Annotated in this window: 26 protein-coding genes and 1 riboswitch; of the genes, 15 read left to right on the forward strand and 11 right to left on the reverse strand. The window is 43.7% G+C overall.

The window, feature by feature from the left end; all coding sequences use genetic code 11:
• Nucleotides 1-68: 68 nt before the first annotated feature.
• Both B1K71_RS01200 and B1K71_RS01205 read left to right on the forward strand, forming a co-directional pair.
• Nucleotides 69-1,478 carry a LysM peptidoglycan-binding domain-containing protein gene (locus B1K71_RS01200; RefSeq protein WP_077324200.1) on the forward strand — a complete coding sequence of 470 codons (1,410 nt, stop codon included), beginning with the start codon at nt 69-71 and terminating at the stop codon, nt 1,476-1,478.
• Nucleotides 1,479-1,638: 160 nt separating this feature from the next.
• Nucleotides 1,639-2,013, forward strand: coding sequence for a VOC family protein (locus B1K71_RS01205; protein ID WP_077324201.1), 375 nt, complete (start codon nt 1,639-1,641; stop codon nt 2,011-2,013).
• Between the two features lie 55 nt (nt 2,014-2,068).
• Here the strand turns inward: B1K71_RS01205 and B1K71_RS01210 are convergent, their stop codons facing one another.
• On the reverse strand, nt 2,069-2,515 hold the full coding sequence (locus B1K71_RS01210; protein WP_077324202.1) for a YaiI/YqxD family protein: 447 nt from the start codon (nt 2,513-2,515) through the stop codon (nt 2,069-2,071).
• Nucleotides 2,516-2,676: 161 nt separating this feature from the next.
• Here B1K71_RS01210 and B1K71_RS19745 point away from each other — a divergent pair, with 161 nt between their 5' ends.
• Nucleotides 2,677-2,823 (forward strand): hypothetical protein, encoded by a 147-nt coding sequence (locus B1K71_RS19745; protein ID WP_175631792.1) that lies wholly within the window; start codon nt 2,677-2,679, stop codon nt 2,821-2,823.
• A gap of 83 nt (nt 2,824-2,906) precedes the next feature.
• Here the strand turns inward: B1K71_RS19745 and B1K71_RS01215 are convergent, their stop codons facing one another.
• On the reverse strand, nt 2,907-3,470 hold the full coding sequence (locus B1K71_RS01215) for a sugar O-acetyltransferase (protein WP_077324203.1): 564 nt from the start codon (nt 3,468-3,470) through the stop codon (nt 2,907-2,909).
• Nucleotides 3,471-3,607: 137 nt separating this feature from the next.
• Here B1K71_RS01215 and B1K71_RS01220 point away from each other — a divergent pair, with 137 nt between their 5' ends.
• A complete protein-coding gene (locus B1K71_RS01220; protein WP_077324204.1) occupies nt 3,608-4,426 on the forward strand; it encodes a squalene/phytoene synthase family protein in 819 nt (272 codons plus the stop codon).
• A gap of 114 nt (nt 4,427-4,540) precedes the next feature.
• On the opposite strand, the gene B1K71_RS01225 is transcribed toward B1K71_RS01220, so the two are convergent.
• Nucleotides 4,541-4,729: a hypothetical protein gene (locus tag B1K71_RS01225; protein ID WP_077324205.1), complete on the reverse strand. Its 189-nt coding sequence runs from the start codon at nt 4,727-4,729 to the stop codon at nt 4,541-4,543.
• A 128-nt stretch (nt 4,730-4,857) separates the two neighbouring features.
• Here B1K71_RS01225 and B1K71_RS01230 point away from each other — a divergent pair, with 128 nt between their 5' ends.
• The 3 genes from B1K71_RS01230 to B1K71_RS01240 all read left to right on the forward strand — a co-directional run bounded on the left by B1K71_RS01230 (nt 4,858) and on the right by B1K71_RS01240 (nt 7,902).
• Nucleotides 4,858-5,292, forward strand: coding sequence for a hypothetical protein (locus tag B1K71_RS01230; protein ID WP_245799121.1), 435 nt, complete (start codon nt 4,858-4,860; stop codon nt 5,290-5,292).
• Between the two features lie 275 nt (nt 5,293-5,567).
• Nucleotides 5,568-7,043, forward strand: coding sequence for an MDR family MFS transporter (locus B1K71_RS01235; RefSeq protein ID WP_077324206.1), 1,476 nt, complete (start codon nt 5,568-5,570; stop codon nt 7,041-7,043).
• A gap of 88 nt (nt 7,044-7,131) precedes the next feature.
• Nucleotides 7,132-7,902, forward strand: coding sequence for a MerR family transcriptional regulator (locus B1K71_RS01240; protein WP_342742107.1), 771 nt, complete (start codon nt 7,132-7,134; stop codon nt 7,900-7,902).
• 203 nt (nt 7,903-8,105) lie between these two features.
• Here the strand turns inward: B1K71_RS01240 and thiE are convergent, their stop codons facing one another.
• From thiE to thiW, 5 genes are all read right to left on the reverse strand, one after another.
• Entirely contained in the window at nt 8,106-8,711 is a 606-nt protein-coding gene (thiE, locus tag B1K71_RS01245) for a thiamine phosphate synthase (protein WP_077324208.1), read from the reverse strand.
• 2 nt (nt 8,712-8,713) lie between these two features.
• On the reverse strand, nt 8,714-9,484 hold the full coding sequence (thiM, locus tag B1K71_RS01250; RefSeq protein WP_077324209.1) for a hydroxyethylthiazole kinase: 771 nt from the start codon (nt 9,482-9,484) through the stop codon (nt 8,714-8,716).
• Complete coding sequence (gene thiD / locus B1K71_RS01255) at nt 9,485-10,288, reverse strand: bifunctional hydroxymethylpyrimidine kinase/phosphomethylpyrimidine kinase (RefSeq protein WP_077324210.1); 804 nt, start codon at nt 10,286-10,288, stop codon at nt 9,485-9,487.
• The gene (gene tenA, locus B1K71_RS01260; protein ID WP_077324211.1) at nt 10,285-10,974 is read right to left on the reverse strand and encodes a thiaminase II; all 690 of its coding nucleotides are present in this window, start codon (nt 10,972-10,974) and stop codon (nt 10,285-10,287) included. Before tenA ends, thiD begins: the two co-directional genes overlap by 4 nt.
• Before the next feature lie 485 nt (nt 10,975-11,459).
• Nucleotides 11,460-11,954 (reverse strand): energy coupling factor transporter S component ThiW, encoded by a 495-nt coding sequence (gene thiW / locus B1K71_RS01270; protein WP_077324213.1) that lies wholly within the window; start codon nt 11,952-11,954, stop codon nt 11,460-11,462.
• A 100-nt stretch (nt 11,955-12,054) separates the two neighbouring features.
• Nucleotides 12,055-12,169, reverse strand: a riboswitch (TPP riboswitch).
• Nucleotides 12,170-12,302: 133 nt separating this feature from the next.
• On the opposite strand from thiW, the gene B1K71_RS01275 reads away from it, so the two are divergent.
• The 8 genes from B1K71_RS01275 (at nt 12,303) to B1K71_RS01305 (ending at nt 22,000) form a co-directional block, all read left to right on the forward strand.
• On the forward strand, nt 12,303-13,229 hold the full coding sequence (locus tag B1K71_RS01275) for a phosphotransferase family protein (protein WP_077324214.1): 927 nt from the start codon (nt 12,303-12,305) through the stop codon (nt 13,227-13,229).
• Between the two features lie 18 nt (nt 13,230-13,247).
• The gene (locus tag B1K71_RS01280) at nt 13,248-13,703 is read left to right on the forward strand and encodes a DUF4064 domain-containing protein (RefSeq protein WP_077324215.1); all 456 of its coding nucleotides are present in this window, start codon (nt 13,248-13,250) and stop codon (nt 13,701-13,703) included.
• A gap of 416 nt (nt 13,704-14,119) precedes the next feature.
• The gene (locus tag B1K71_RS01285) at nt 14,120-17,803 is read left to right on the forward strand and encodes a 5'-nucleotidase C-terminal domain-containing protein (RefSeq protein WP_077324216.1); all 3,684 of its coding nucleotides are present in this window, start codon (nt 14,120-14,122) and stop codon (nt 17,801-17,803) included.
• Between the two features lie 283 nt (nt 17,804-18,086).
• The gene (locus B1K71_RS01290; protein ID WP_077324217.1) at nt 18,087-18,392 is read left to right on the forward strand and encodes an MGMT family protein; all 306 of its coding nucleotides are present in this window, start codon (nt 18,087-18,089) and stop codon (nt 18,390-18,392) included.
• Nucleotides 18,393-18,448: 56 nt separating this feature from the next.
• Nucleotides 18,449-18,733 (forward strand): YhdT family protein, encoded by a 285-nt coding sequence (locus B1K71_RS01295; RefSeq protein ID WP_077324218.1) that lies wholly within the window; start codon nt 18,449-18,451, stop codon nt 18,731-18,733.
• The gene (panF, locus tag B1K71_RS01300; RefSeq protein WP_077324219.1) at nt 18,730-20,175 is read left to right on the forward strand and encodes a sodium/pantothenate symporter; all 1,446 of its coding nucleotides are present in this window, start codon (nt 18,730-18,732) and stop codon (nt 20,173-20,175) included. Before B1K71_RS01295 ends, panF begins: the two co-directional genes overlap by 4 nt.
• A gap of 96 nt (nt 20,176-20,271) precedes the next feature.
• Entirely contained in the window at nt 20,272-20,316 is a 45-nt protein-coding gene (locus B1K71_RS20345; RefSeq protein ID WP_152551248.1) for an erythromycin resistance leader peptide, read from the forward strand.
• Between the two features lie 223 nt (nt 20,317-20,539).
• Nucleotides 20,540-22,000, forward strand: a complete 1,461-nt coding sequence (locus tag B1K71_RS01305) for an Msr family ABC-F type ribosomal protection protein (protein ID WP_077324220.1) — start codon at nt 20,540-20,542, stop codon at nt 21,998-22,000.
• Nucleotides 22,001-22,038: 38 nt separating this feature from the next.
• Here the strand turns inward: B1K71_RS01305 and B1K71_RS01310 are convergent, their stop codons facing one another.
• From B1K71_RS01310 to B1K71_RS01320, 3 genes are all read right to left on the reverse strand, one after another.
• Nucleotides 22,039-23,031, reverse strand: coding sequence for an NAD(P)/FAD-dependent oxidoreductase (locus B1K71_RS01310; protein WP_077324221.1), 993 nt, complete (start codon nt 23,029-23,031; stop codon nt 22,039-22,041).
• 91 nt (nt 23,032-23,122) lie between these two features.
• The gene (locus tag B1K71_RS01315; RefSeq protein ID WP_077324222.1) at nt 23,123-23,542 is read right to left on the reverse strand and encodes a hypothetical protein; all 420 of its coding nucleotides are present in this window, start codon (nt 23,540-23,542) and stop codon (nt 23,123-23,125) included.
• Nucleotides 23,543-23,644: 102 nt separating this feature from the next.
• Nucleotides 23,645-24,658, reverse strand: a complete 1,014-nt coding sequence (locus B1K71_RS01320) for a YeiH family protein (protein WP_077324223.1) — start codon at nt 24,656-24,658, stop codon at nt 23,645-23,647.
• Nucleotides 24,659-24,771: the final 113 nt, after the last annotated feature.

Genomic DNA, 24,771 nt, shown 5'->3' on the forward strand with positions numbered 1-24,771 from the left:
AATTTGTTACTAGGACAATCACCTATTGAATAGGATGGTATGTAGAAATGCAAATTGGAGGAGAAAAAATGGAAATTTATGTAGTGAAAAGCGGTGATACACTTTGGCTTATTGCACAGAAGTTCGGTACAGATATAAGCCAAATCTCTCTTGCCAATGAATTGGATAATCCGAATCAGCTAGTCATCGGCCAGTCCCTTGTCATTCCAGAACCAGGACGGGAGTATGTTGTTCAAAATGGTGACACGCTGGCGCGGATCGCTGCCATGTTTGATGTATCAATTACAGAGCTTGCACAAGCAAATAATATCAGTTCAGGGATTATCTATATCGGTGAAGTACTGGAACTTCCTTATTTTACACATACAGTTAATCCCGGAGAGACGGTTTGGTCAATTTCCCGGCGATATGGTGTTTCCGTTGATTCCATACTTCAGGCAAATGATATGGCGGAACCCGGACTGATTTATCCCGGTCAAAACCTGCGAATTCCTGCTCCGGAAAGACCGGTTACGGAAGTGAATGCGTATACGACACGGTTTGATGACCGCAGCAGACGAAGTGTTTTGGCATTGGGCAGAAATTTCACCTATTTGGCCCCATTTTCATACCACGTGAATGCTGATGGTTCACTTGAAGAGATTCAGGAAACTCCAGTGCTGGATGCGGCCCATCAAACGAATACAGCGCCATTACTAGTTGTAACGAATTTCACCGAAGAAGAAGGGTTCAGTTCTGATTTGGCAGCGTCCGTTCTCCGGAATCCCGATATCCAGGAGACATTGATCGATAATCTGCTGGCAATTATGCAGGAAAAGGGCTATGCTGGTGTTAATTTTGACTTTGAGTATGTATATCCGGAAGACAGGGAGAATTATAATAACTTTTTACGACGCGTTGTGGAACGGCTGCATCCGGAATTTCTGGTTTCCACTGCACTAGCACCAAAGGAAAGTGCCGAACAATCAGGGTTGCTTTATGAGGCACATGATTATCAGACACAAGGGGAAATAGTTGATTTTATTGTGTCGATGACATATGAGTGGGGATGGGCCGGCGGAAGACCTTGGGCAATCGCACCAATTAATGAGGTCCGGGATGTGCTTGACTTCGTGGTATCGGTCGTCCCAAGTGAAAAAGTTATGATGGGGGTTCCACTCTACGGCCGGGACTGGAAAATTCCATGGGTGGAGGGAACAACAGCACGTACCGTCAGTCCTCAGGATGCAGTACAACTTGCGGTGCAGCATGGCGTGCCGATTGAATATAATGAAACGTATCAGGCACCGTTTTTTCACTATACGGATGAAACCGGGCAGCGCCATGAGGTATGGTTTGAAGATGCCCGCAGCATGCAAGCAAAATATGATCTCATAAAGGAATACAATTTGCGGGGACCGAGTTATTGGGTGCTTGGCAATGCATTTCCGCAAAACTGGGCGGTACTGCAGGACAATTTTACAGTCAGGAAATTATGATGATGTCGAAGCAGCTCTAATAAGTATTGGAGGTGTTTTTCTTGTGGTAGGTATCCCAAGGTTTGCAGCCAGGTCCCAGAAAAGTTTTTCATGATCTTGCAGGACTATTTCGAAAAATGTTGAATAAAAAACATACGAAATAGATGTGGAGGTCATTTCAATGAAAAGCCCAATTAAAAACAAAGTAACGACTGTATTTATTCCGGTAAGAGACATTGAAAAGTCTAAGGAGTGGTACTCCAGGATGCTCGGCATTGAGGACGGTGAGGTGATGTTTAATCACCTTTTCATCGCAAAAATGGAAGGCACGGGAATGATTTTGGATCAGATGCCAATGTGGCGCGACGAGCATGGAAACATCTCCCCTCTGAATGTGCCAGCTATCCAATTGGCAACCGATGATGTAAATGCTTCTTATCAGTTTATGCGTGATAATGATGTGGAAGTCGTCACCGAAGTAATGGATAATCACTGGTTTGTGTTTAAAGATCCGGATGGCAACATGTTGATGGTTTGTCAGGATCACCCGGAATAGGAAATATATCCGCCGAAATTCCGTCTAAATGAAAAGCCCAAATAGTTACCTGAAATCAAATGGTCTCTTCAATGGTTTTCCGGAAAAGTCTGATGAATTTTTGTTCATCTTCAGAGGAGAATGCTTTCGGTCCTTTGGTGCGTTTTCCGCTTTTCCGTGCCATTGCACTTAAATAGCGTGTCTGCAGGAGCTGATCAATGTTGTCATTTGTGTATGCGAACCCCTTGTGATGCAGGACGGAACACCCTTTGGCAAGTCCCAACGATGCCAAACCGTAGTCCTGGGTAATAATCATATCACCGCGTTCTGTCAGTTTCATGATCCGATAATCTGCAGCTTCCGCGCCGGTATCAACGTATATGGTTTTGACCCCGGGCTGTTCGTCATTGGGTGAAAAGTGTGCAAAACTTTTGACGATCACAACCGGCAGCTCATATTCTGCTGCAATGGAAATAATCGTGTCCTTTACCGGGCATGCATCAGCATCGACATAAACTTTCAATTTGACCCCTCCATTCCTTAAAGGTTATTTTAGCAAAAAATAGGTTTGCAGACGAATTGTATCTTTTTTAAATACATGTATAAGGATTCCCAAGGGGCTAAAGAGGATTTTATCGAAAAATATCGAATTTGAAATATAGGCTGTCGGAGAGGAGGGCAAAAATGAACTATGAGCGCGGGGGAATTGCCTTTACTGGTTGCGTTGTGCTTGGGGTCGGTATCGGAATGCTGTTTGGTAATGCTGCAGCAGGCAGTTTGATTGGAGTAGGAGTTGGGTTTTTAGCTATGGCCCTGTTTGGCAAAAGATAAGGTTATTAGAACTAAGGCTGGAACATATCAAAAACGTGTAATTCTACTTTGAAAAAACACTTTTGTCCCAGCCTTCACTTCTCCTATTCAACATCTAATTGCCTGAGTACTTTTGCAGGATTTCCGCCGACTACAACATTATCCGGGACATCTTTTGTGACAACAGCCCCTGAAGCAATAACTGCATTATTGCCGATACTGACACCCGGATTAATTACTGCGCTGCCGCCAATCCATACATTATTCCCGATGATTATCGGTTTTCCATATTCGATGCCGGAATTTCGTTTATGCGGATTAGATGGATGTGTTGCAGTATAGATATGTACCCCCGGGGCCATCATGCAATTGTCGCCGATGCGTACTTCGCAGACATCAAGGATGACACAATTAAAGTTGGCATAAAAATTTTCCCCGACGTGAATATTGGAACCATAATCACAACGAAAATCAGGTTCAACCTCAATGGTGCCCCCATAAGAGCCGAAGAGTTCCTGAAGTATTTCACTGCGTTGTTCATGCTCCGTTTCTGTTGTTTTGTTAAATAATCTGGTTAGCTTTCGAGCATTTGCACGTTCTTTTACCAATTGGGCATCTTCCGGATTATAAAGTTCCCCATTCAGCATTTTTTCTTTTTCTGTTAACATTTGGCCAGTTCCTCCATTAAATTATCTGCTACTATCTTAATATAGGCAAAACATAATTGCTACCACATGGTTCCCATTTCAATATTATTACCATTCATTTTTTGTTATAATGGTAATAATTAAGGGAGGCGTAACGGTTGAGTGAAGCGAAGAAACTGGAAAAAGATGCAATGCATATTCTCAAGCTGACGAGCAGAACGTTTTACATACCGATAACATTGCTGAAACCGGAGTTGAAAAAAACAGTCGGATCGGCTTATTTGTGTATGCGTGCAATTGATGAAATAGAAGATCACGAAGAACTTGATAATGGAATCAAGCAGCGGTTGCTTCGTTCAACAAAGGTTCTGCTGCAAAGTGAATTTGATAATGATGCATATCGTGAACTGCTGAAGCCGTATGAAGAGCTCCTTCCGGAAGTAACGCGGAGGCTTGGTGACTGGCTTGAAATTTGTCCGGAGGGTATCGTCGGGAAGGTCAAAGAATCAACCAGCATTATGGCTGGGGGAATGGCCGACTGGGCAGAAAAGGATTGGAATGTAAAAACAAAGGAAGATCTTGATGATTATACATATTATGTTGCCGGGCTAGTGGGTGTCATGCTTTCTGATATTTGGGAATGGTATGATGGCACGAAGACGGACCGCGACCTTGCGATTGGATATGGTCGGGGATTACAGGCAGTAAATATTTTGCGGAACCAGGATGAGGACAGTGAGCGCGGGGTGAATTTTGTTCCGGAAGGCTGGGTCCGCGATGACATGTTCCGGTATACAGAAAAAAACCTGGCCAAAGCTGACGAGTACATGAAGGATATCAACACCCGAACAATAAAAGTTTTTTGCAGGATTCCGCTGGCACTAGCGAAACGAACCGTAAAGGCGCTGAAAGAAGGACGGGAAAAAATTTCGCGTAATGAAGTGGAGACAATTGTGGAAGACATAAAAGAAGATTAAAAAAACGCTGCTGTTCGAGGTGAATGGCAGCGTTTTTTTAATTAGGGAAACCGCATCATAGAACGGCTACCGAATGAGCCACGTCCAGCTCCGGCGCCTGCGCTTTTGTTTATTTCAATTTTTATTGAGCAGGGCTTTGGTACCCAGAACTAATAATGCGATTGCGAAAACAACCATTGCGAGTCCGCCTATTAATGCAAGGACATCCGCGATTGCTGGTGTTACTACGGCAGATGTCGGAACAAGCGTTAGTGCGTAGCCTGCCAAAATACTGGCCAAATATAATAATACCAAATGTTTCATACTATAATCCCTCCTAAAGAAAGACCCCATATTAGTTTATGGTTGAGCGTCCAAATTCGTATGGGCAGCAGATATGTCTCATATTATGAAGCGATTGTGGAATAGTAGGACAATGGAGGCGAAATGATATGAAAAAAATGATGATAATTTTACTGGCGCTTATGATGTTTGGTATAGCGACTGATAATGTGCGTGCAAGTTCTGTTGAATGTCCCAATCCGGGTGATCTGGAGCAAACATCCGTAAAGAATGAAAAGGAATTGCGGAAAGCGCTGGAAAAAATTATTCCAAAGGTCTATGCCCAGGGTGACGATGCTGATATGTACAGTGAATGGAAAATCATCACAGCAACCCCTTTTCCGAAAACAGTGGGTGACAAACAAAATGAAGTGTATTATGAAATGGCCATTAATTTTTGTGGAACGGACGTAGCTGCAAAATCTTGGCTTGTCCGTATTCACTTTCCTAAATTGGAAGGTAAAAGTGCCAGTAATGCGGAAGGACAAATTTTTCTGGCAAAAAGCAAGGAAAAAGGCTGGTTTGTCTGGTTCAGATATCATTGAATGGTATAAAAAATAGTTCTTGCTTATTGGATGTTTCCATGGTAATATAACTACACTATTTTCTGTGCGGAGGTTTTTTAAAATGAGCAAATTCCGATTAACCGTGTTGTGCAACTAACTGAATAGCAACCAGCCCTGCGTATGCGCTGCGGGTGTTTTCGGGATTTGTCTGCCTTTTAAATTTATGAATTTATAAAAGAGGGAGCCCTGTCTTCCTCTTTTTGTTGTGCTTTTTCCCGAACGTTACACATGCAGAAGGGGAAAGGAGAATTTTTATGACAACTGATAATAAAAAATACGAATACTTGGCCGATGACCCAAATGTTAAGGTCATGCCTATTATGGTTTCGTTAATAATTGGCGCCTTTTTTGCAATTTTAAACGAAACTTTATTAAATATTGCTCTCACCACCTTGATGGAACAATTCCATATTTCGGTTACTACAGTGCAATGGATGGCTACCGGCTTTATGTTGGTGATGGGTGTTGTGACACCAATATCTGCATTGCTGCTGCAGTGGTTTACAACGAGACAGCTTTTTCTTGGTACGATGACAGTATTTACTGCCGGCACGATTATCTGTGCAGCTGCGCCGGTTTTTCCGGTTTTGCTTGCGGGAAGGCTAATCCAGGCAATTGGAACGGGGTTGCTGATTCCAATTATCTTTAACGTGTTTTTGATTTTGTTTCCACCGGCACGCCGTGGGAAAATAATGGGGATTGTAGGCTTTGTTATTATGTTTGCGCCGGCAATCGGACCAACTTTGTCAGGGATTATAGTTGAACATTTGGGTTGGAGGTATTTATTTATAACCGTTATTCCATTTGCCTTGTTTTCAATCTTCTTCGCTTCGAGGCATCTGATTAATGTTTCAGAAGTGACGAAACCGAAAATTGATGGGCTGTCACTTGTGTTTTCAACGATAGGTTTTGGGGCATTCGTTTACGGATTCAGTTCTGCCGGCGAAAAAAGTTCGGGTTTTCTGGACCCATTTGTTTATGGCCCAATTCTGCTTGGGGTGCTGGCAATTGTGTTTTTTGCCATCAGGCAGTTTAGGCTGGAGGAACCGCTCCTTGACTTGCGTGTATTTAAATTTCCCATGTATACACATGCGGTTATCCTATTTTTGATTATCATTATGGCAATGTTTGCTTCTGAGCTGATTCTTCCAATGTTCATGCAAGGACCGTTGGGAATAACGGCCGCAACTGCCGGATTAGTGCTGTTGCCGGGAGCAATCTTGAATGGCTTGTTATCCCCCGTGATGGGAGGGCTGTTTGACAAGTTCGGACCGAGGGTAATGCTTATCCCATCATCTGCTGTACTGGCAGGAACAATGTTTATGATGAGCCGGCTGAATATGGATACACCAATCTGGATGATAGTTGTAGGGTACATTTTATTAATGCTTTCTGTATCGGCCATGATGATGCCGGCGGAAACAAATGGCTTAAATCAGCTGCCAAAACATTTATACCCACATGGAACAGCAGTCATGACCACCTTGCAGCCTGTTGCCGGTGCAGTTGGAGTGTCTGTTTTTATCGGGATCATGAGTGCACGTCAGAACAATTTCCTTCGTCATGCCGCTGATCCGGGTAATCCGCTAACTATTGGTAAGGCAATGGTTGCGGGTGTGGAACTCGTCTATTTTATAGCATTTGCTTTTGCGGTGGTCGCATTTATACTGGCACTGTTTGTTTATCGTGCGAAACCAACCGAGCTGGAAGAACTGTCACAGAAAAATTAATGGAGTACCGCTATTCGTGCAGGATATTGAATAGCGGTTTTTATTTTTTTTTATAAACGGTATTGACTCTAACGTAACGTGATACCTTATCGTAATAAGTGAAGGGAGGTTACAGCCGTTGAAAGTAAAAGAAGTGGCCGATTTGGTAAGTATCAGTGTGCGCACACTGCATCATTATGATGAAATCGGATTGTTAACCCCGGAACAAATAACCGATTCAGGCTATCGGATCTATTCCAATCATGATTTGGAAACGTTGCAGCAGATTTTATTTTTTAAAGAACTCGGCTTCCCTTTGAAAAAAATCAAGGAAATTATAGGCAGCCCCGCTTTCGACAGGGAAGAAGCACTGGAAATGCACCGTAATTTACTTCTTGAGAAACGGAGCAGGCTCGATAAAATGATCGCGACTGTTGATAAGACCATACGAGCAACGAAAGGAGAGATCACGATGAGCAACAAGGAAAAGTTTGAAGGCTTCAATTTCAGCCATAACCCATATGAACAAGAAGCACGTGAACGCTGGGGTGATCAGGCAGTGGATGAATCAAATGCTAAAATCAATAATATGTCCAAAGGTGAAAAAAAGGCATTTGAGGATGAATTTAATGGCATATATAGAGATCTTGCAGCAATTCGTCATGAAGAACCGGACTCTGATGTTGCCCAAAAAGGCATTGAGAAATGGTTTCATTTCCTGAACAGAATGGGTAACTACTCACTTGACACATTTAAAGGTCTTGGACAAATGTATGTGGATGATGAACGTTTCACCAATAATATTGATCAGTTTGGCGACGGTTTGGCCGTATTTATGCGTGATGCGATGGCAGTTTATGCAGACCGGCATAAACAGTAAGCCTTTTTTCTATAATCGAATAAAAACAATAAAAGGTGGCATCTTTTCAAAAATGGATGCCACCTTTTTGGTGTTCGCAACGATTATAGAAGTAAAGAGGGCTTAAAAGAATTTCAATAGGAATTCGGCGAAAAATGAAATATTCCGGCGAAAACCGTACCGGATTCGGTGGATATTAAATTTATCCGGCATTTCTGTGACGGCTAAAGCTGTTGGACAGCCACATGAATATCTTCCGCTTTCGTTATTGCTGAAATTACCGCGACACCATCTGCTCCAGCCTCCATAACCGATGCTGCATTTGTTTCATTAATTCCCCCAATGCCGACAATTGGCAAGTGCGGATAATCTTTACGCAATTCTTTAATCCAGGAAGGTCCAACAGGCTGTTTTGCATCTTCCTTGGACGATGTTTGAAAAATCGGTCCGGCACCCAGGTAGTCAACGAGCTCGATTGGACTTTTTGAGACTTCCGTTTGGTTCGATACGGAAAGTCCAAGAAGCTTATCCGGAAAGGCAGCGCGCACTTTCCGGGCAGCTTGGTCGTCCTGTCCAACGTGGATACCATCAGCTTCGAGCGGTTCCACAAGGTCCAGATCATCGTTTACAATAAAAGGTATGTTATGCCGGGAACAGATCAGACGTAATGTAAACCCGAGTTTTAGTTTGTCATTGCCTGTCAGGGAGCCTTTTCCTTTTTCCCGGAATTGAAATGCAGTGATTCCGGCACTAATGGCAGATTCTAAAATAGCTGCAGGATTTTTTTCACAGTTTTGACTTCCCATCACAAGATATTTTCGTAAATTCATGTCTAAATCCTTTCCAGTTTATTTGTGTCCAAGCTTAATGCATCGATAAACCTGGGGAGGAAAGTGCCCGGTCCATTCACATCCAGCCCATTTGCAGCAAATTCTGCAGCCAACCCGTAAAATTCAACTGCGGTATGTGCCTGCTGTGCAACCGGGTGATCGGTTGTCAGGCATGCGGTTAAGATGGAACCAAGCAAACAGCCGGCCCCGGTTATTTTTCCAAGGATCGGATTGCCAGTATCATTATGCAGTACATCATCACCAGTACAAATTACATCTGTTTTGCCACTGACTACTGCGGTAGTATGATAGTGTTCAGCGACCCTCATCGCAATGTCATCAGTACTTCCGTCACTTACTGATTCGACACCTTTTGTTTCCCAGGGGATGTCAACAAGATGTGCCAGTTCACCGGCATTGCCCTTGATAACAGTCGGTTGCACTTCCTTTAATATCCATTTAACAGCTGTGGTGCGGAATGGTGTCGCTGCAACGCCAACCGGATCGAGTACAACGGGAATTCCATTTTTATTTGCTGCTTTTCCGGCTTTGATCATGGCTGGAATTTCCCCGGCCGTGATGGTCCCGATATTAATCAGGACCCCATCGGCGGCGGATGCCATGTCAGAAGCTTCTTCTTCTGCTTTCGCCATAACCGGAGCACCGCCAAAGGAAAGCAGGCCATTTGCCGTGAAATTCATGACCACTTGATTGGTCAGATGGTGAATTAATGGCTGATTTTTTCGTACGTTGTTAATAATTATTCTGTTCATTTACAGCACCCTCTCCTGACGTAATGCCCAGTGGTTAGTCGGACCGCTCCCGTGTCCAAGTGGAAATGAATCACGAATTGCAGCTGTTACAAAGTCTTTGGCCATTTTTACTGCATCAGGAAGCGATTCACCTTTGCTCATGTAAGCTGTAATTGCAGCCGAATAGGTGCAGCCTGTTCCATGGGTGTTACCGGTATCAATGCGTTCAGCTGTAAAGGTGTTTATATGATCACCATCATACAGTACATCTACCGCTTTACCCGCAAGGTGGCCGCCTTTTACCAATGCTGCCCCGGCACCATGTTCATGAACAATTTGTTTCGCGGCCTGTTCCATAGCTTCCGTTGTTTCAACTTTCCAACCGATAATATCTTCTGCTTCCGGCAAGTTTGGTGTAATAAGCGTTGTCATCGGGATAAGTGTTTCCCTCAGGTATTGACGGGCTTCTTCTGCAATTAATGGATCGCCGCTTTTGGCGACCATAACCGGATCCATAATGAACGGCACATTTAAATCAGCAACTTTTCTGCTGACAGCCTCCATCATTTCAATCGTTGCAATCATTCCTGTTTTGAATGCCTGAAACGGAATGTCGGAAATAACAGCATCAAGCTGTTCCTCAATCATGCTGACAGGCAGATGATGTACTTCTTGAACCCCGGTTGTATTCTGGGCAACGACTGATGTAATGACAGACATTCCGTAAGCCTGCAATTCCTGAAATGTTTTTAAATCAGCCTGTATTCCCGCACCTCCACTGGGGTCTGTACCTGCAATGGTCAGTGCACATGGTATCTGCTTCATTTGCTGAACACCGCATCTTTCACAGGCCATTCTTCACATGTGTAGGCCATTTCCCAGAATGAAAGCTCCAGCTGGCAGCTCTTACGGAAAGCTTCTTTCATCTTTTGCTGTTGCTCCAATGAACTGTTTTCCGCAATTTTATCAAGCCGACTGCGCATTTCCATGGTAATTGAATCAACTTCTTCATCCGCATAAAAGCTGATCCATGGGTAAAACGGGTGATTTTGATCCGGTTTGTACGTTTCCATTAACTCCTGACCTATCTCCAAATATGTCCATGGGCAGGGAAGAAGGGCGCACAGTGTTTCACCAAGACTTCCCAGTTGTGCATGATACATCATGTGTTTGACATAGTGGTCAGCTGTTGGCGGCAGTGGATGCCCCTGCAGCTCGTCATAACCTACACCGACATGATCGCAAAAATTGTGATGCGGATGAATTTCACTATTCGATACAAATTGAATCTGTTCATTAAAGAATTGCATATCCTCACGCAAGTCGCATTTTGAAACAGCTATACCATAAATGCGCATAAATGCATTCAAATATTCAAAGTCCGCTTTGATGTAATGGGTGATTGCCTTGGCGGGAACATCACCTTTTCCGATTCCATCCACAAACGGATGATCAAAAATAGCCTGAAAAACGTCGTTGTTTTCTTCGCGTAAAACCTGTGAAAAAGTCATCAATATAGCCTCCTTGTCAGAAGCTGCCGGGGAATGGATAGGAGTTGACATGTCTGCAACTACTTCCCTCTCGCAGGTATTATCCTGATCAGGTTCCAATTAAGAAAAGCGCAAGCGCCCGTTTAGCAACGTACAAACTGCGCCCTGCCATGCAGGGTGGGTCGGCGTTGCCGCGCAAAGCGGCGGTTTTAGCCGATCTTCCTCCAAAAATGAGATAAAGGAAACACGGTGAGCTGAAAGCGAACCGATGTTGACTTTCACCACAAGGGTATAAGTGCGACTAAGCCTCTGGTTTCACCAATCGGCAAGTCTTCTTTATCGTAGTGGAGGAGTGTGAAGTTTGCCAGTTGCTGGGCGCTGGAGCTAGACATCGCTTGTTCAATCCGGTGAATAAAATAGGATAATAATCTTATACAGTCTTTCTCCGGACAAAGGAAGTTCCTATTCTCAGCCATAACAGCGCCCCCAGCAGTTCATCCTAAAAATTATAATTTATTGTCGAGTGATACATGTTGCTGATTTATTTTTGCGACGACAAGCCAGCCGATACAAGCACCTGTAATGCTGCTGACCAGAAACGATGGCAAAAAGAACAATGCGCCTGCCGAACTGCCCATCAAAAGATTGGCAATCGGAACCGAAATAAGTGCACCGATGATCCCGGTTCCTACTGCTTCGCCTAATGCCGCCATGCCCTTTTTGCACGTTTTTTTGTAAAGAATTCCGGCCAAAAAAGCACCAACCATTCCACCGGGAAAAGCGAGCAGCGTACCAAGACCAAGCATGTTCCGGAGCAGACCAATCATGAATGCAATCACAACAGCAGGTCCTGGGCCAAGTGTTACCGCAGCCATTACATTAACGGCGTGCTGGACCGGGTAGGCTTTTGCAACACCCGCCGGAAACCGAAGTAATTGTGCACCGATTGTTCCAATTGCAATAAAGACAGCCATTGTCGTTATTAATTGTGTTTGATTCAATCAAACCCTCCTTTCTATTGGGATGGGACCAGGATGCAGAAGTAAGATAAAAAAAGCCAGATCCAATGACGGACCTGGCTTGAAATAGGTTACTGTTAAAAATTGCATCAGTCTACTTCCCTCCGCTGGTATTAACCAGATCAGGTCCATAAGAGTCGGAAAGCTGATTTGCACTTCCCTCTCAGCCCGCATTTTGGGCACCCCTAGTAGTGAATATAATAGTATTAAATTGTTCTGCCTAAGCATAACAAAAGAATAGTAGTTTGTCATGGGAATTTTTAGAAGTGCAGCGATTACGAAACCTTTTTGTACTGCGGGTCGTACTACACAACTGAGGGAGGCTTATGTATGGAGGAAAATATAAATTTGCCGGCAGCTGTGCTTGATTGGGTCATCAATCAGACGGATCCCAAGGCTGTGGTTGAATCAGTCGACCAACTTAAGGGCAGTACATCATCCACATTACATAGTGTTTCACTCAAGTCAGAAGGGCAGCTTCATCCCTATGTGGTCCGGCAATTTGATAACAGGGAATGGCTGAGTGAAGAGCCTGATTTGGCACTGCATGAAGCTGAATGTCTGCAAATGGCGAATTATTCGGGGGTTGTAACTCCGAGGCTTATTGCATATGATGAGAAGGGTCACCATTGTGGAGTTCCGGCAGTGCTGATGACGCAACTTGAAGGTGAGGTAGATCTGAAGCCGGAGCAGATGGATGAATGGCTTCAGCGTCTGGCGGATGCCTTGGTACGTTTACATGGCATTCCTGCCGAAAACTTTCCATATCTTCATAAAAGCTATAATAATATTTCTTCATTTGGTGTGCCGTACTGGACAAATGTTTCAAATACATGGAAAAAGGCTATTAATCTTCTAAAAGCCCCGCGTCCAAACTCGGCTGAATGCTTCATTCACAGGGACTATCATCCGGCGAATGTGTTATGGACAAATGGTTCCGTCAGTGGTGTCGTTGATTGGCCGAATGGCTGTAAGGGCCCGCGTGGAGTTGATGTCGGTCATTGCCGGGTTAATCTTGCCATGTTGTGGGGAGTTGAAGCTGCAGACGAATTTCTCACGGAATACCGGAAACAGGCCGGATCCCAATTTACATACGAGCCATACTGGGATTTGTTATCTGTTGCAGATATGCTTGTGGGACCGCCGGAAGTATATCCGGGCTGGGAAGCGTTTGGTATGACCGGTTTAACCAATGACATGATGAAAGAAAGGCTCGATCAGTATGTTGTCAGCCTGATGGAAAAAGCGAATGCATAAAAAGGAGGAGAATACGTAATGAAACGGACAGGAGAAATTGTGTTATCGATTATAGGGGTTGTACTATATGCATTATGTGCATTGGGAGGATTTATTGGAGCATCTGTATTAAACAATGAGCAACTTATGTCAAACCTTGCTAATGAAATGGCCACCCCGCAAATGCCGGCAAGTGATATTATGACGATGTTTGATACGGCTTCGGGGGGAATTATGCTCTTCGGTATTATTTCTGTTGTATCATTAATTTTGGGTATTGTTGCAGCTGTAATGCTAAAAGGAAATAAGAAACCGAAAGCTGCCGGAATTATTTTAATTATTACATCAGTGCTCGGTACCATTGTGACTGTTCTTGGTGTAGTGATACCGGCGATTTTCCTCTTGATTGCCGGAATTATGGCGTTGGCACGTAAGCCAAAACCGGCACCAGATGCATCGCCAACTGCGGAAAGCAGAATCGATAAGCATAATTAATAGGGAGCAGCCGGTTATGGCTGCTCTTTTCATATCAGCTTGCCAATAAATCTATCTGCCTTAATACCAAAACATCAGCCCTTATTTCATCGGGCAATCGACCTTCATTTCCACATATCAACCATCAGCAGGTGATAATCAACCCTTAAGTCCGGAAAATCAACCAACAATGTTTAGAAATCAACCTTCAGCGGCAAATTATCAACCTTTGAACTCCTTAAATCAACCTTGATCCCTTAATATCAAAAACTGCGCCTTATGACATGTGACATTCATAGGTATTATGTACTGTTTTCCATTTAAATCTGCAAAAATAGTAGTAATTTACTAGCATTTTACAATTTCTTAATTGTATCCTCGTTTTCACTGTGCCATATTAATAGTGTGTCATAATTTTGTAATAATGGAGGGTGTTGATGAAAAATCCAACGGTAAAGCGGATACTAAGTCTATTGCTTATTTTCACGCTCGTTTTCATGAACTATGCCACGCTCGTCGAAGCTGCAGGCAGTGAAAATACGGCAGAGGGATTATTTATCTCGGAATATGTGGAAGGAAGCTCGTACAATAAAGCAATTGAGCTTTACAATGGTACGGGGAACCCGGTTGATCTGTCCGATTTTGAATTGGATCTTTACAGCAACGGGGCAACAGAGCCGACGCAATCGGTACAGTTGTCCGGAACTTTGGAACATAATGATGTATATGTAATCGCACATCAGAATGCAAGTGCGGAAATCTTGGCGGAAGCCGATTTGGAGAACACAGCCGTAATTAATTTTAATGGAAATGATGCATTTGTTTTGAAAAAGAACGGCAATGTGGTTGATGCAATCGGCATAATCGGTGATGACAGTGAATTTGCCAAGGATATTACGCTGGTACGCAATGCGGCAGTTCAGCAGCCGAATGCAACATATGATGCAGCGGAATGGACTGATTATACCAAGGATACGTTCGCCTATCTTGGGAGTCACACGATGGATGGTGCAGGTACAGAAGACCCGCCGGATGAGCCAGGTGATCCCGGTGAAATGTACACTATTGCAGATGCCCGTGATTTACCTGATGGTACTGCAGTGACAGTGGAAGGAATTGTAACCGTTGACAGCAATGCAATCAGTAATGGTGCGCAGTTTACAACCTACATACAAGACGAGACAGGCGGCATCAATCTGTTTGCATTTGAACAAGGTGATTTTCCGGAGCTGGAAGAAGGAGACAGTGTAAAGGTTTCCGGGGAACTCAATTCATATAATGGGTTGAAAGAAGTTGTACCTTCATCCATTGAGGTTCTCGAAACGGGACAGGAACTGCCTGAACCGCAATCTATTACACTTGCTGATCTTCAGAACACTGCGGCAGCAGAGTCATACGAAGGTGAGCTTGTCCAGGTGAATGGTTACATTGATAATATCCCTGAAAGTCCTGCCGGCGGTGGATATAATATTTCACTGATTGATTCCGACTACAATGGCACGACGCTTAGGGTGATGGAAAATGCACTTGATATTTCACAGATTGAACCTGAAAAATGGTATGATATTACGGCTATCGTCAGCCAGTATAATAACTATCAGTTACTTCCGACTGAACAAGCGGATATTCAGGTTGCCGATGAACAGCCAAAACCACCATCAGCGGAAGGGACCTATGAATCTACCGTTGCCAGTATAACAGATGGTGACACAATTCATTTGGAAACACCGGTGCTTGGTGCATCAAAAGTACGCTTTTTAAATATCGATACGCCGGAAACGTATACGGCACATAATGATGATCCGGCCAGGGATGAAATCAATGCCGATCAAAAGGCGCATGGCGAGGAAGCAAAAGCATATATGAAAGATTTGCTCCAGCCTGGTGACAAAGTAAAAGTAAAAGTCGGCGAGGAACCAACCGATTCTTATGGAAGATTACTGGCGGAAATTGTCCGAAAAGAAGATGGGAAAAATATTAATCTCGAAATGGTGAGGAAAGGTTATGCGGTAACATATTTTATCGCACCGTTTAATGAAGAAGTTTACCCGACCTATCAAAATGCAGTAAAAGAAGCAAAAGATGCCGGACTTGGTATCTGGAATCCGGACGATCCGCTGCTGGAACTGCCGTTTGTTTTCCGGACACACGATAATCAAGAAGCATTTGATAAGTATGTAGGAAACTCAGATACAATGAAATATGTGCTGCCGGAAAACTGGGCAGATGTTCCTGTTGAAAAGCGCGTGTTTTTCTGGGATGAAGCATCAGCGCAGGCAAATGGCTATACATTTGCAGGAAGCGATGAAGGTACACCGGATGGAAATCTGTCAGTACAACTGCTCAGCATGAACGACCTGCATGGTAAAATTGATCAGGAATATGAGCTTGATCCGGATGGGGACGGCACATTCCATATGTACGGAAAAATGGATTATACCGCTGCAGCGATTAAACAGCACGAACAAACCAATCCAAACACATTAATTGTTCATGCAGGTGATATGATTGGCGGAAGTTCACCGGTATCCGGTTTGCTGCAGGATGAACCGACCGTTGAAGTAATGGAGGAAATCGGGTTTGATGTCGGCACTGTCGGCAATCACGAATTTGATGAAGGAACCGATGAACTGCTGCGCATGGTCAATGGTGGGGAGCATCCGGACGGCACAAAAAATTATGACGGCATGAACTTCCCGGTACTGTGTGCCAATTGTGTATACAAAGATAACGGTGATACATTCCTTCCACCTTACCATGTGGAGAAGGTTGATGGTGAAAAAATCGGCTTTGTTGGTGTTATCACACAAGAGGCAGCAGGTATGGTGATGCCATCGGGAATCCAGGATATCGAGTTTACCGATGCTTCAACGGCGGCGAATGAAGCTGTTGCCGAGTTAAAGGCACAAGGTGTTGAATCCATTGTCCTGCTGGCACATATCCCCGGCCAGCAAAGTGGTGATACTGTCACCGGACAGGCTGCTGATTTAGCCAATACGGTAGACGATGAGGTCGATGTGATTTTTTCCGCACATAACCATGTTGTCAACAATGGTGTGGTCGATGGGAAATTAATCGTGCAGGCCTCTGAATACGGAAAAGCATTTGCCGATGTTGATGTAGAGATTGACCGCGAAACTGGTGATATTGTCAGCAAGGAAGCGGAAGTAGTGTTTGTAAACCAAAATCAGGTTGAACCTGACCCGGCAGTAAGCAATATTTTGCAAAAATACGCTGACATGGTCGCACCAATCATTAATGAAGTGGTCGGCTATAATGCTCAGGATCTGACCGGAGATTATTCCAATAATGGGGATCACGGGCTTGGCAACTTGATTGCTGATGGCATGAATGCAGCTATGGACAGCGACTTCGCGATGATGAATGGCGGCGGAATCCGTGATGATCTGCTTGCGGGTAAAATTACGTGGGGCGATTTGTACAATATTCAGCCATTCGGCAACACACTTATGATGTTTGAAATCAAAGGCGAGGATCTTTATCCAATCATTCAGGCACAGCTGTCACCGCAATACGGACCGGACTACAGCATCAGCGGCTTCCACTATACATGGAATCCGGAAACGAATGAAGTAGTCGATATCACATTGTCGGACGGTTCGCCAATCGATATGGATGAGACTTACACATTGACGGTAAATAATTATATGGGCACGTCAACAGGTGATAAATATGCGCCAATCGGTGAACTTGGCGAAAATCCGATAACTGGCCCATCTGATCTGGAAGCTACTGTTGAGTTTGTTAAAAACCTGAACAGCTCGGAAACGAATCCAATCACATATGGCCCGGAAGGAAGGATTACAACCTCTGATGGTACCGGTGACGGTGAGCAGCCAGAAGAAGCGGTCATTGTGCCGAAAGATAATAACGGAACTGCAACTGTGCACACGAGTGATTTGCGTGCCCTCAATAACGGTGTCCGCGCGATTATCAATATCTACAATGAGAAAAAGCCAAGAAGACTGCTGCTGAATAAGAAGCAGGTAGATATTTTGCAGGAAAAGGATGTTACACTTGTCGTGACGAATGGCGAAAATTCGGAGGAAATCGTGATGCGGGACTTTGAAGGCACTGTGCTGAAAGTCAGTCTGCAGTAGTTCGTTTGAAAGAACGCATCAACTCTTTCTGGGAGTTGGTGCGTTTGTTTTTGTGAATCGGCTTAAGCACAGCGGGATTCGGCTCAAATTCAACCGAAATCGGCTTAAATTGGCTCGAAATCCGCTCAAGTTCACAAATTTTTGGCTCTAAAGTCCACGATTTGTTTGTCATCGCCAAGGCACTGCCATTTGTGGCGACTTGATTGATGAACCAGCACCTTCATAATTCCGGTTTCCATGATAAAATATAGAAGGAACTTGTACAAGGGGAGGGCGTCACTTCATGGAAAAATTCACTGCTGATGTCATCAAAATTATAGAAAGTATCCCCAGCGGAAACGTCATGACATATGGTCAGATAGCTAAATGCGCGGGAAATCCCAGAGGAGCAAGACAGGTTTCACGAATTCTTCATTCCATGAGCAAAAAACACAATCTTCCATGGCACCGGGTTATAAATGCGGAAGGGAAAATCACAATCCGTGATGAAGAAATGGCCCAAGTGCAAAAAATGTCTCTGGAAGCGGAGGGAATTGTATTTCCAAACGGCTATCAAATCGATCTCGATAAATATCAGCACCGCATCTAAATTTTCAAACATTTACAATCTACTGCTAAATCCCTTTTCAAAGGAGGAGCACGGAAATGGATAAGAAAGAAATTAACAAAATGGATTATCGGTATAAAATTGCCAACAAAGAAGCGCTGATTGGTGTTGGGCTGGTAATTTTTAATTTTGTCTGGTGGTTTGTATTCGCCTATGGAATGGGCAGTAAAGATCCAGCTGAATATACATATATTTTTGGTTTGCCGGCTTGGTTTTTTTACAGTTGCGTCCTTGGATTTATTGTAATGGTAATACTTGTGACAGTAGTTGTTAAAAAAGCCTTCACGGAGATTCCCTTCGACGAGGAAGGGGATGAATCATGAACTGGCAGGCATTGGTTCCATTAGTGGCATTTTTAATCATTATTTTCATCGTTGGTGTTTGGGCAGGTAAATATGTCAAAAGCACCACCTCTTTTTTGCAGGAATATTTTCTTGGAAGCCGGAATCTTGGTGGTTTTGTACTGGCAATGACGATGACTGCTACATATGGAAGCGCAAGCAGTTTCATCGGCGGCCCGGGAGTTGCGTATAATGAGGGACTTGGCTGGGTTCTGCTGGCAATGTCACAGGTTGCGACCGGTTATTTTGTGTTGATGATTTTGGGGAAAAAATTCGCCATCGTCACCCGCAAGTATAATGCAGTGACACTGGTGGACTTTCTGAAGGAACGTTATCAGTCAAAATGGGTTGTATTGCTATCGGCATGCAGCATTGTCATTTTTCTATTTTCGGCAATGGCTGCGCAATGGATTGGCGGCGCGCGTCTAATTCAATCACTGATTGGCATTTCCTACACAAGCGCATTATTTATTTTTGCATTATCTGTTTTGGTTTATGTTGTTATCGGAGGGTTTCGGGCCGTAGCGTTGACCGATGCGATTCAAGGGATCATCATGTTTGTCGGCACGCTGATTTTGCTGATTGCAACGATTATTGCCGGTGGCGGAATCCCGAACATCATGTCAGACTTGGCTAATGAAAACCCGAATCTGGTAACACCGTTTGGTGCGGAAGGAACATTGACACCTACATACGTATCTTCTTTCTGGATTTTAGTCGGTGTTGGTGTGGTTGCATTGCCGCAAATAGCTGTACGGGCAATGTCATATAAAAGTGCCCGGTCCATGCATCGTGCACTGATTATCGGAACCGTAGTAGTCGGTTTCATTATGTTAAACATGCATCTGATCGGTGTGTTTGCACGACCGATTTTGCCCGGAATTGAAGTCGGTGACAAAGTGATGCCGCTGATTGCACTTGAGGTCTTGCCGAAATGGCTCGCCGGTGTTGTGCTGGCAGCGCCTATGGCAGCAATTATGTCGACGGTTGATTCGTTGCTGCTTCTAGTCAGTTCCGCAATCGTAAAAGACTTATATTTAAATTATGTCCGACCGGATGCTTCCCATGAAAAAATAAAACGTCTCAGTATGGGAATTACCGCCCTGTTAGGCATCATCATATTTATCATAGCACTGGATCCGCCCAATCTGATAATATGGTTGAATTTGTTTGCATTCGGCGGACTGGAGGCAGCCTTTATCTGGCCGATTATTATGGGGCTTTATTGGGAAAAAGGCAATAAATACGGTGCACTTTCTTCGATGGTTACCGGGATTGGATTATATATATTGTCCGAGTCATTCTTCCCTAAGCCGTTTGGACTGCATTCCGTGGTATTGCCGATTGTTGTATCGTTCTTTGTTTACGTGCTGGTCAGTATCAGTACAGAGAAGTTTGCAAGGGAACTTAGCATGAATGGGTAGGGATGCAGTACGAGACAGTCCATAAGTGGGTTGACTTTGACAACATTCACCCATATAATAACAGTGCATTCAATAGGTAAGGAGGATTATGAAAAAGTGACACATTCGATGAGATTGCGTTTCCCAACTTTGAACAAGTAATTTAATAGGTTCAAAGACTCTGGTTGTGTATGCAGAGTAAACGGGAGCAGTCTGTCCTTTTTTAATAATCTGTGATTTGTATAATGTAACTGACAGAAAGGCAGCTTGTTCTGCCTTTCTTTAATTTTTATATCGTTATTTCCGGAAACAGGGGTTGTTCCACTTCCGTTTACTTTGGGTCACAGGCAGCAGTCTGTGATTTTTTAAGTTGGAGGGAAATTACATGGAACAATTAAAACTCGAGATAACAGATGTTGAGGTGTCCTTTTTAGATCAATTGGTGTTGGATATTCCGAAACTTTCGGTGTATCAATTTGATCGGATTGGGCTTGTTGGAAAGAATGGGTCTGGAAAAAGTACGTTATTGAAACTGATAAATGGATCAATTTTGCCGGATAAGGGTACGGTTCATTGTCTGGCTGATATTGGGTATTTTGAACAGACAGCACTGCCGGAAGAAGGCGGGCAGGATTTTGAATTACTTGGGAAACTATCGGTTCCGCAAACAGATATTTCAAAATTAAGTGGCGGGGAACAAACGAGAATGAAGATGGCTCAAGTTTTTTCAATGTATCACGATATGCTGTTGGTTGATGAACCGACAACACATTTGGATACTGCCGGAACAGATTTTTTATTAGATCAGCTTGCTTATTATTATGGATCATTGATTCTTGTTAGTCATGATCGGTATGTTTTGGATCAGCTGGTAACCAAGATTTGGGAAATTAAAGACGGACGCATTACGGAATACACGGGTAACTACTCCGATTATGTGCAGCAGAAGGAATTGGAAAAGAAACAGCAGCAGGAGCAGCATGAGTTGTATGTAAAAGAAAAAAACCGGCTCTTGAATGCCGCAGATAAGAAAATGGAGAAGGCCAAAAAGGTGACGAGATCAAATAAAAAGCTTTCCAAAAAAGATACGAAGGCAAAAGCGAACAAAATGTTCATGACAAAATCAAAAGGGACCAGCCAGAAGTCAGTAGAGCGGGCAGCAAAAGCCATTGAGCAGCGTGTGGAACAGCTTGATGTTGTGGAAGCGCCAGAAGAAGAGCATCCACTTTATTTTCATCAGTCCAAGGCACTTCAAATGCACAATAAATTTCCGGTAATGGCTGACAGGTTGACCTTGTCTGTCAGGAATAAAATCCTTTTGCAGGAAGCCAGTTTTCAATTCCCGCTCGGAGCAACGATTGCAATAACGGGAAAAAACGGATCTGGAAAAACGCAACTTCTCAGGCATATTGTAAGAGATGGAGAAAATATTAAGTTGTCTCCCAAAGTAGTCTTTGGAGTTTATGAACAAATGGACTTTCAATTTAAGAAGGCAGAAACGGTTCTTCAGTATATGGAAAACAGAAGTGACCATCATGAGGGGAGGATACGGGCTGTTCTGGATGCTATGAATTTTACAGGCAATGACATGAAAAAAGATGTGCGTGATTTAAGCGGGGGAGAATCGATTCGACTTGCGTTGTGTCAGCTTTTTCTGGGAAGATACAATGTGCTTGTTTTGGATGAGCCGACGAATTTTTTGGATATCGATTGTATGGTTGCACTGGAAAAATTTTTGAAGGGCTATCAAGGAACGGTTTTCTTGGTATCACATGATCGGACGTTTGTGGAACGGACAGCTGATGTTGTATATGAGATGAAAGATAAAAAGTTGAACTTGAAATAATTGTTAAGCCGCATTTAATGAAAATGCGGCTGATTTTTTTATTCATCAAGCACAATCGAGCTATACACCTGTTTTACCGCGGAGGGATCGACATGGTATTTGGCATGATTGGCGGCAGTAATTGCTTCATTAAAGGCGGATGCGAGCAGGCGCCATTTTTGCGGATAGCCGGCAATATCACCCGCGACAAAAACACCTTTCATATGTGTTTCCATGTTTTCATTGACCGGAATCCGCCTGCTTTCCAATGTGAATCCCCAATCCGAAACCGGTGACAAGTCAAAGCTGTAGCCTTGGCAAATAATCAAATCATCGACCGGGATAATCTGATCTTCCTTTGTCTTAATATGCCGGGCATGGACGGCAGAAAGGGCGTCTCCGTCAAGTCCTGTCATTGTATATGGTGTCAGGATTTCAACATTCGACTTGTGAAGTTGGTCGAGTTCCGATTCCAACGACTTAAATTTATTATGTTTATGCATCAGATACACTTTTTTGGCAATGCCTGATAGGCTGTTTGCCAGCGTTACAGCACTATTTATGCCACCATAAAGGAGGACATCCTTTCCGGCAAATTTTTCAGGATCAACCGTTTCATAATGAATATGGTCTCCGGCATCAATGTATCCATGATTTAATTTTAATCGATTAACGGAAAATGCACCCGGGCCGACTGCAATAATCACAGTTTTGGTGTAATGCACTTCACCGGAATGTGTTGTAAGGATATATGTTCCATCATCTTGCTGATTAAGCTGCTCGATTTTTTGGTTGTAAATGATGGTGGGGTCAAACATAAGTGCCTGTTCTTTCAGTTGGCTGACCAACTCCTCACCGGAAATTTTGGAAATGCCGCCCACATCATAAATATATTTTTCCGGATAGAAAACAGAAACTGTCCCGCCAAGTTCTGATTGATTTTCAATAATTTTTGTTTTCATATCCCGCATGCCGGTATAATACGCCGCAAATAAACCGGCAGACCCGCCGCCGATTATCGTTACATCAAACAATTCATGTTCCCCATTCATCGTATTTCCCCATTTCCTCCGTAATTGAGACTCATTATCAATTATTGTAGCACTCCGGGGTGACGCTGACAACTGAAATTCGGCAGCAGGTTTATTTCCAATATTTCATCAGTAATCCGATAACGATACCATAAACACCATGACCAAGCGTCCAAATCCCCCATGCTGTTGTGTCTGTGAGGGCAGGGGGCAACTCCGTCAGTGCTGTTAATGAATATAATATTCCACCGCCAATAGTGTATGTCAGGAAATAGGGGAGAAATGTCAGCGAGCGTTGCAGGGGTTTAAGCAGATAAAACAGGACAATCACACTGGCAATGCACGTTGCGAAGTGAAATACCATCCCCGCTCCATAAGTGTTATTCCACTGTTTCAGAAGCGGTATATAATCCATGTTAAACAGCAATATATAGGCATGATTTCCGGTAAGCGATTGAATTATATTCAATAATCCTGCAAGTACAATTCCGGCTATAATGGCAATAGCTGTCAGTTTCATTAGTTGCTTCATCGTGGTCCTCCACTAAAAGAATGTTTCATTTCTTTTCCCGAGGTGGATAATTGTAAACATGTAAAGCCGCACCTTTCAAGCAGATGCGGCTTTTGTTCAGGATCAGACAATGAAGTAAACAATTACGGATAGACACACGGACGTAATAGCCATTGCTATCAATGGTTTTAGTGCTTTGGTTCGCAAATCACGAAGACTAACATTCAGACCAAGTCCAACCATTGCGGCAGTTAGGAGCCAGTTGGTAATTGCGAAGACGATATTCATCACATCATCTGATACCGGAATGGAATGTCCAAACACATAACTTCCCAGAATACTAAGGATGATAAAGCCAACCAGGAACCATGGAAACTCCACTTTCGTGTCCGGTTGTTCCGATGATTTGTTTTTCCTTTTCATAAAGTAAATTAAGATAAAACATAGTGGAACCAGTAAAAATACCCGGCCCAATTTTGCCAGAAGTGCAATTGCCAATGCATTTTCCCCGCCTGGTGCAGCAGCTAGTGCAACATGGGCCACTTCATGCAGGCTGGATCCAGACCATGTACCGTATTCAACTGGAGTCATTGGCAGGATTGGACGTATAATCGTATAGCCAATCGCAAAAATGGTCCCCATCATGGCGATTATCCCAACGCCGATAGCAGTATCTTCATCTTTTGCTTTTATAATCGGTGCAACAGCAGCAATCGCGGCTGCCCCACAGACACCTGTACCAACTCCGAGTAACAGGGAGATGGTGTGGTTTGCCTTAAAAACCTTTGCAAGCCAAACGGTCAGCAGGATTGCAAACAGGATAACACCGGCATCACGGGCGAGCAGTCCCAATCCGTCATTTAACACAACATCGATATTTAGTTTAAGTCCGTATAAAATAATGGCAGCCCGCAACAATCTTTTCGATGAAAAACCGATTCCCGAGCGAATGATTTCCGGGTAACCGAAAAACTGTCTGTAAATAATTGCAATGATAATAGCGCAGGCCAGCTGCCCGACACGGTCAAATCCCGGCACCATCGCCAGTAGGTATCCCAATAGTGCTATGAAAAATGTGAACGCCACCCCGCCAATCCACTTGCCGGCGGATGATTGAACACCTGCATTGTTTGCCATATAAAAACCTCCCTGTAATCAGATTAAGGGGTTTTTCTGTATAAGGGAAATAAATCATTATAATAGCTATAATAAGTAATATGTTATAGTGTAAGGGAAAGGTGGGTGAAAAC

The sequence above is a fragment of the Virgibacillus siamensis genome, assembly GCF_900162695.1.
In the GTDB taxonomy this organism is placed as follows: domain Bacteria; phylum Bacillota; class Bacilli; order Bacillales; family Amphibacillaceae; genus Lentibacillus; species Lentibacillus siamensis_A.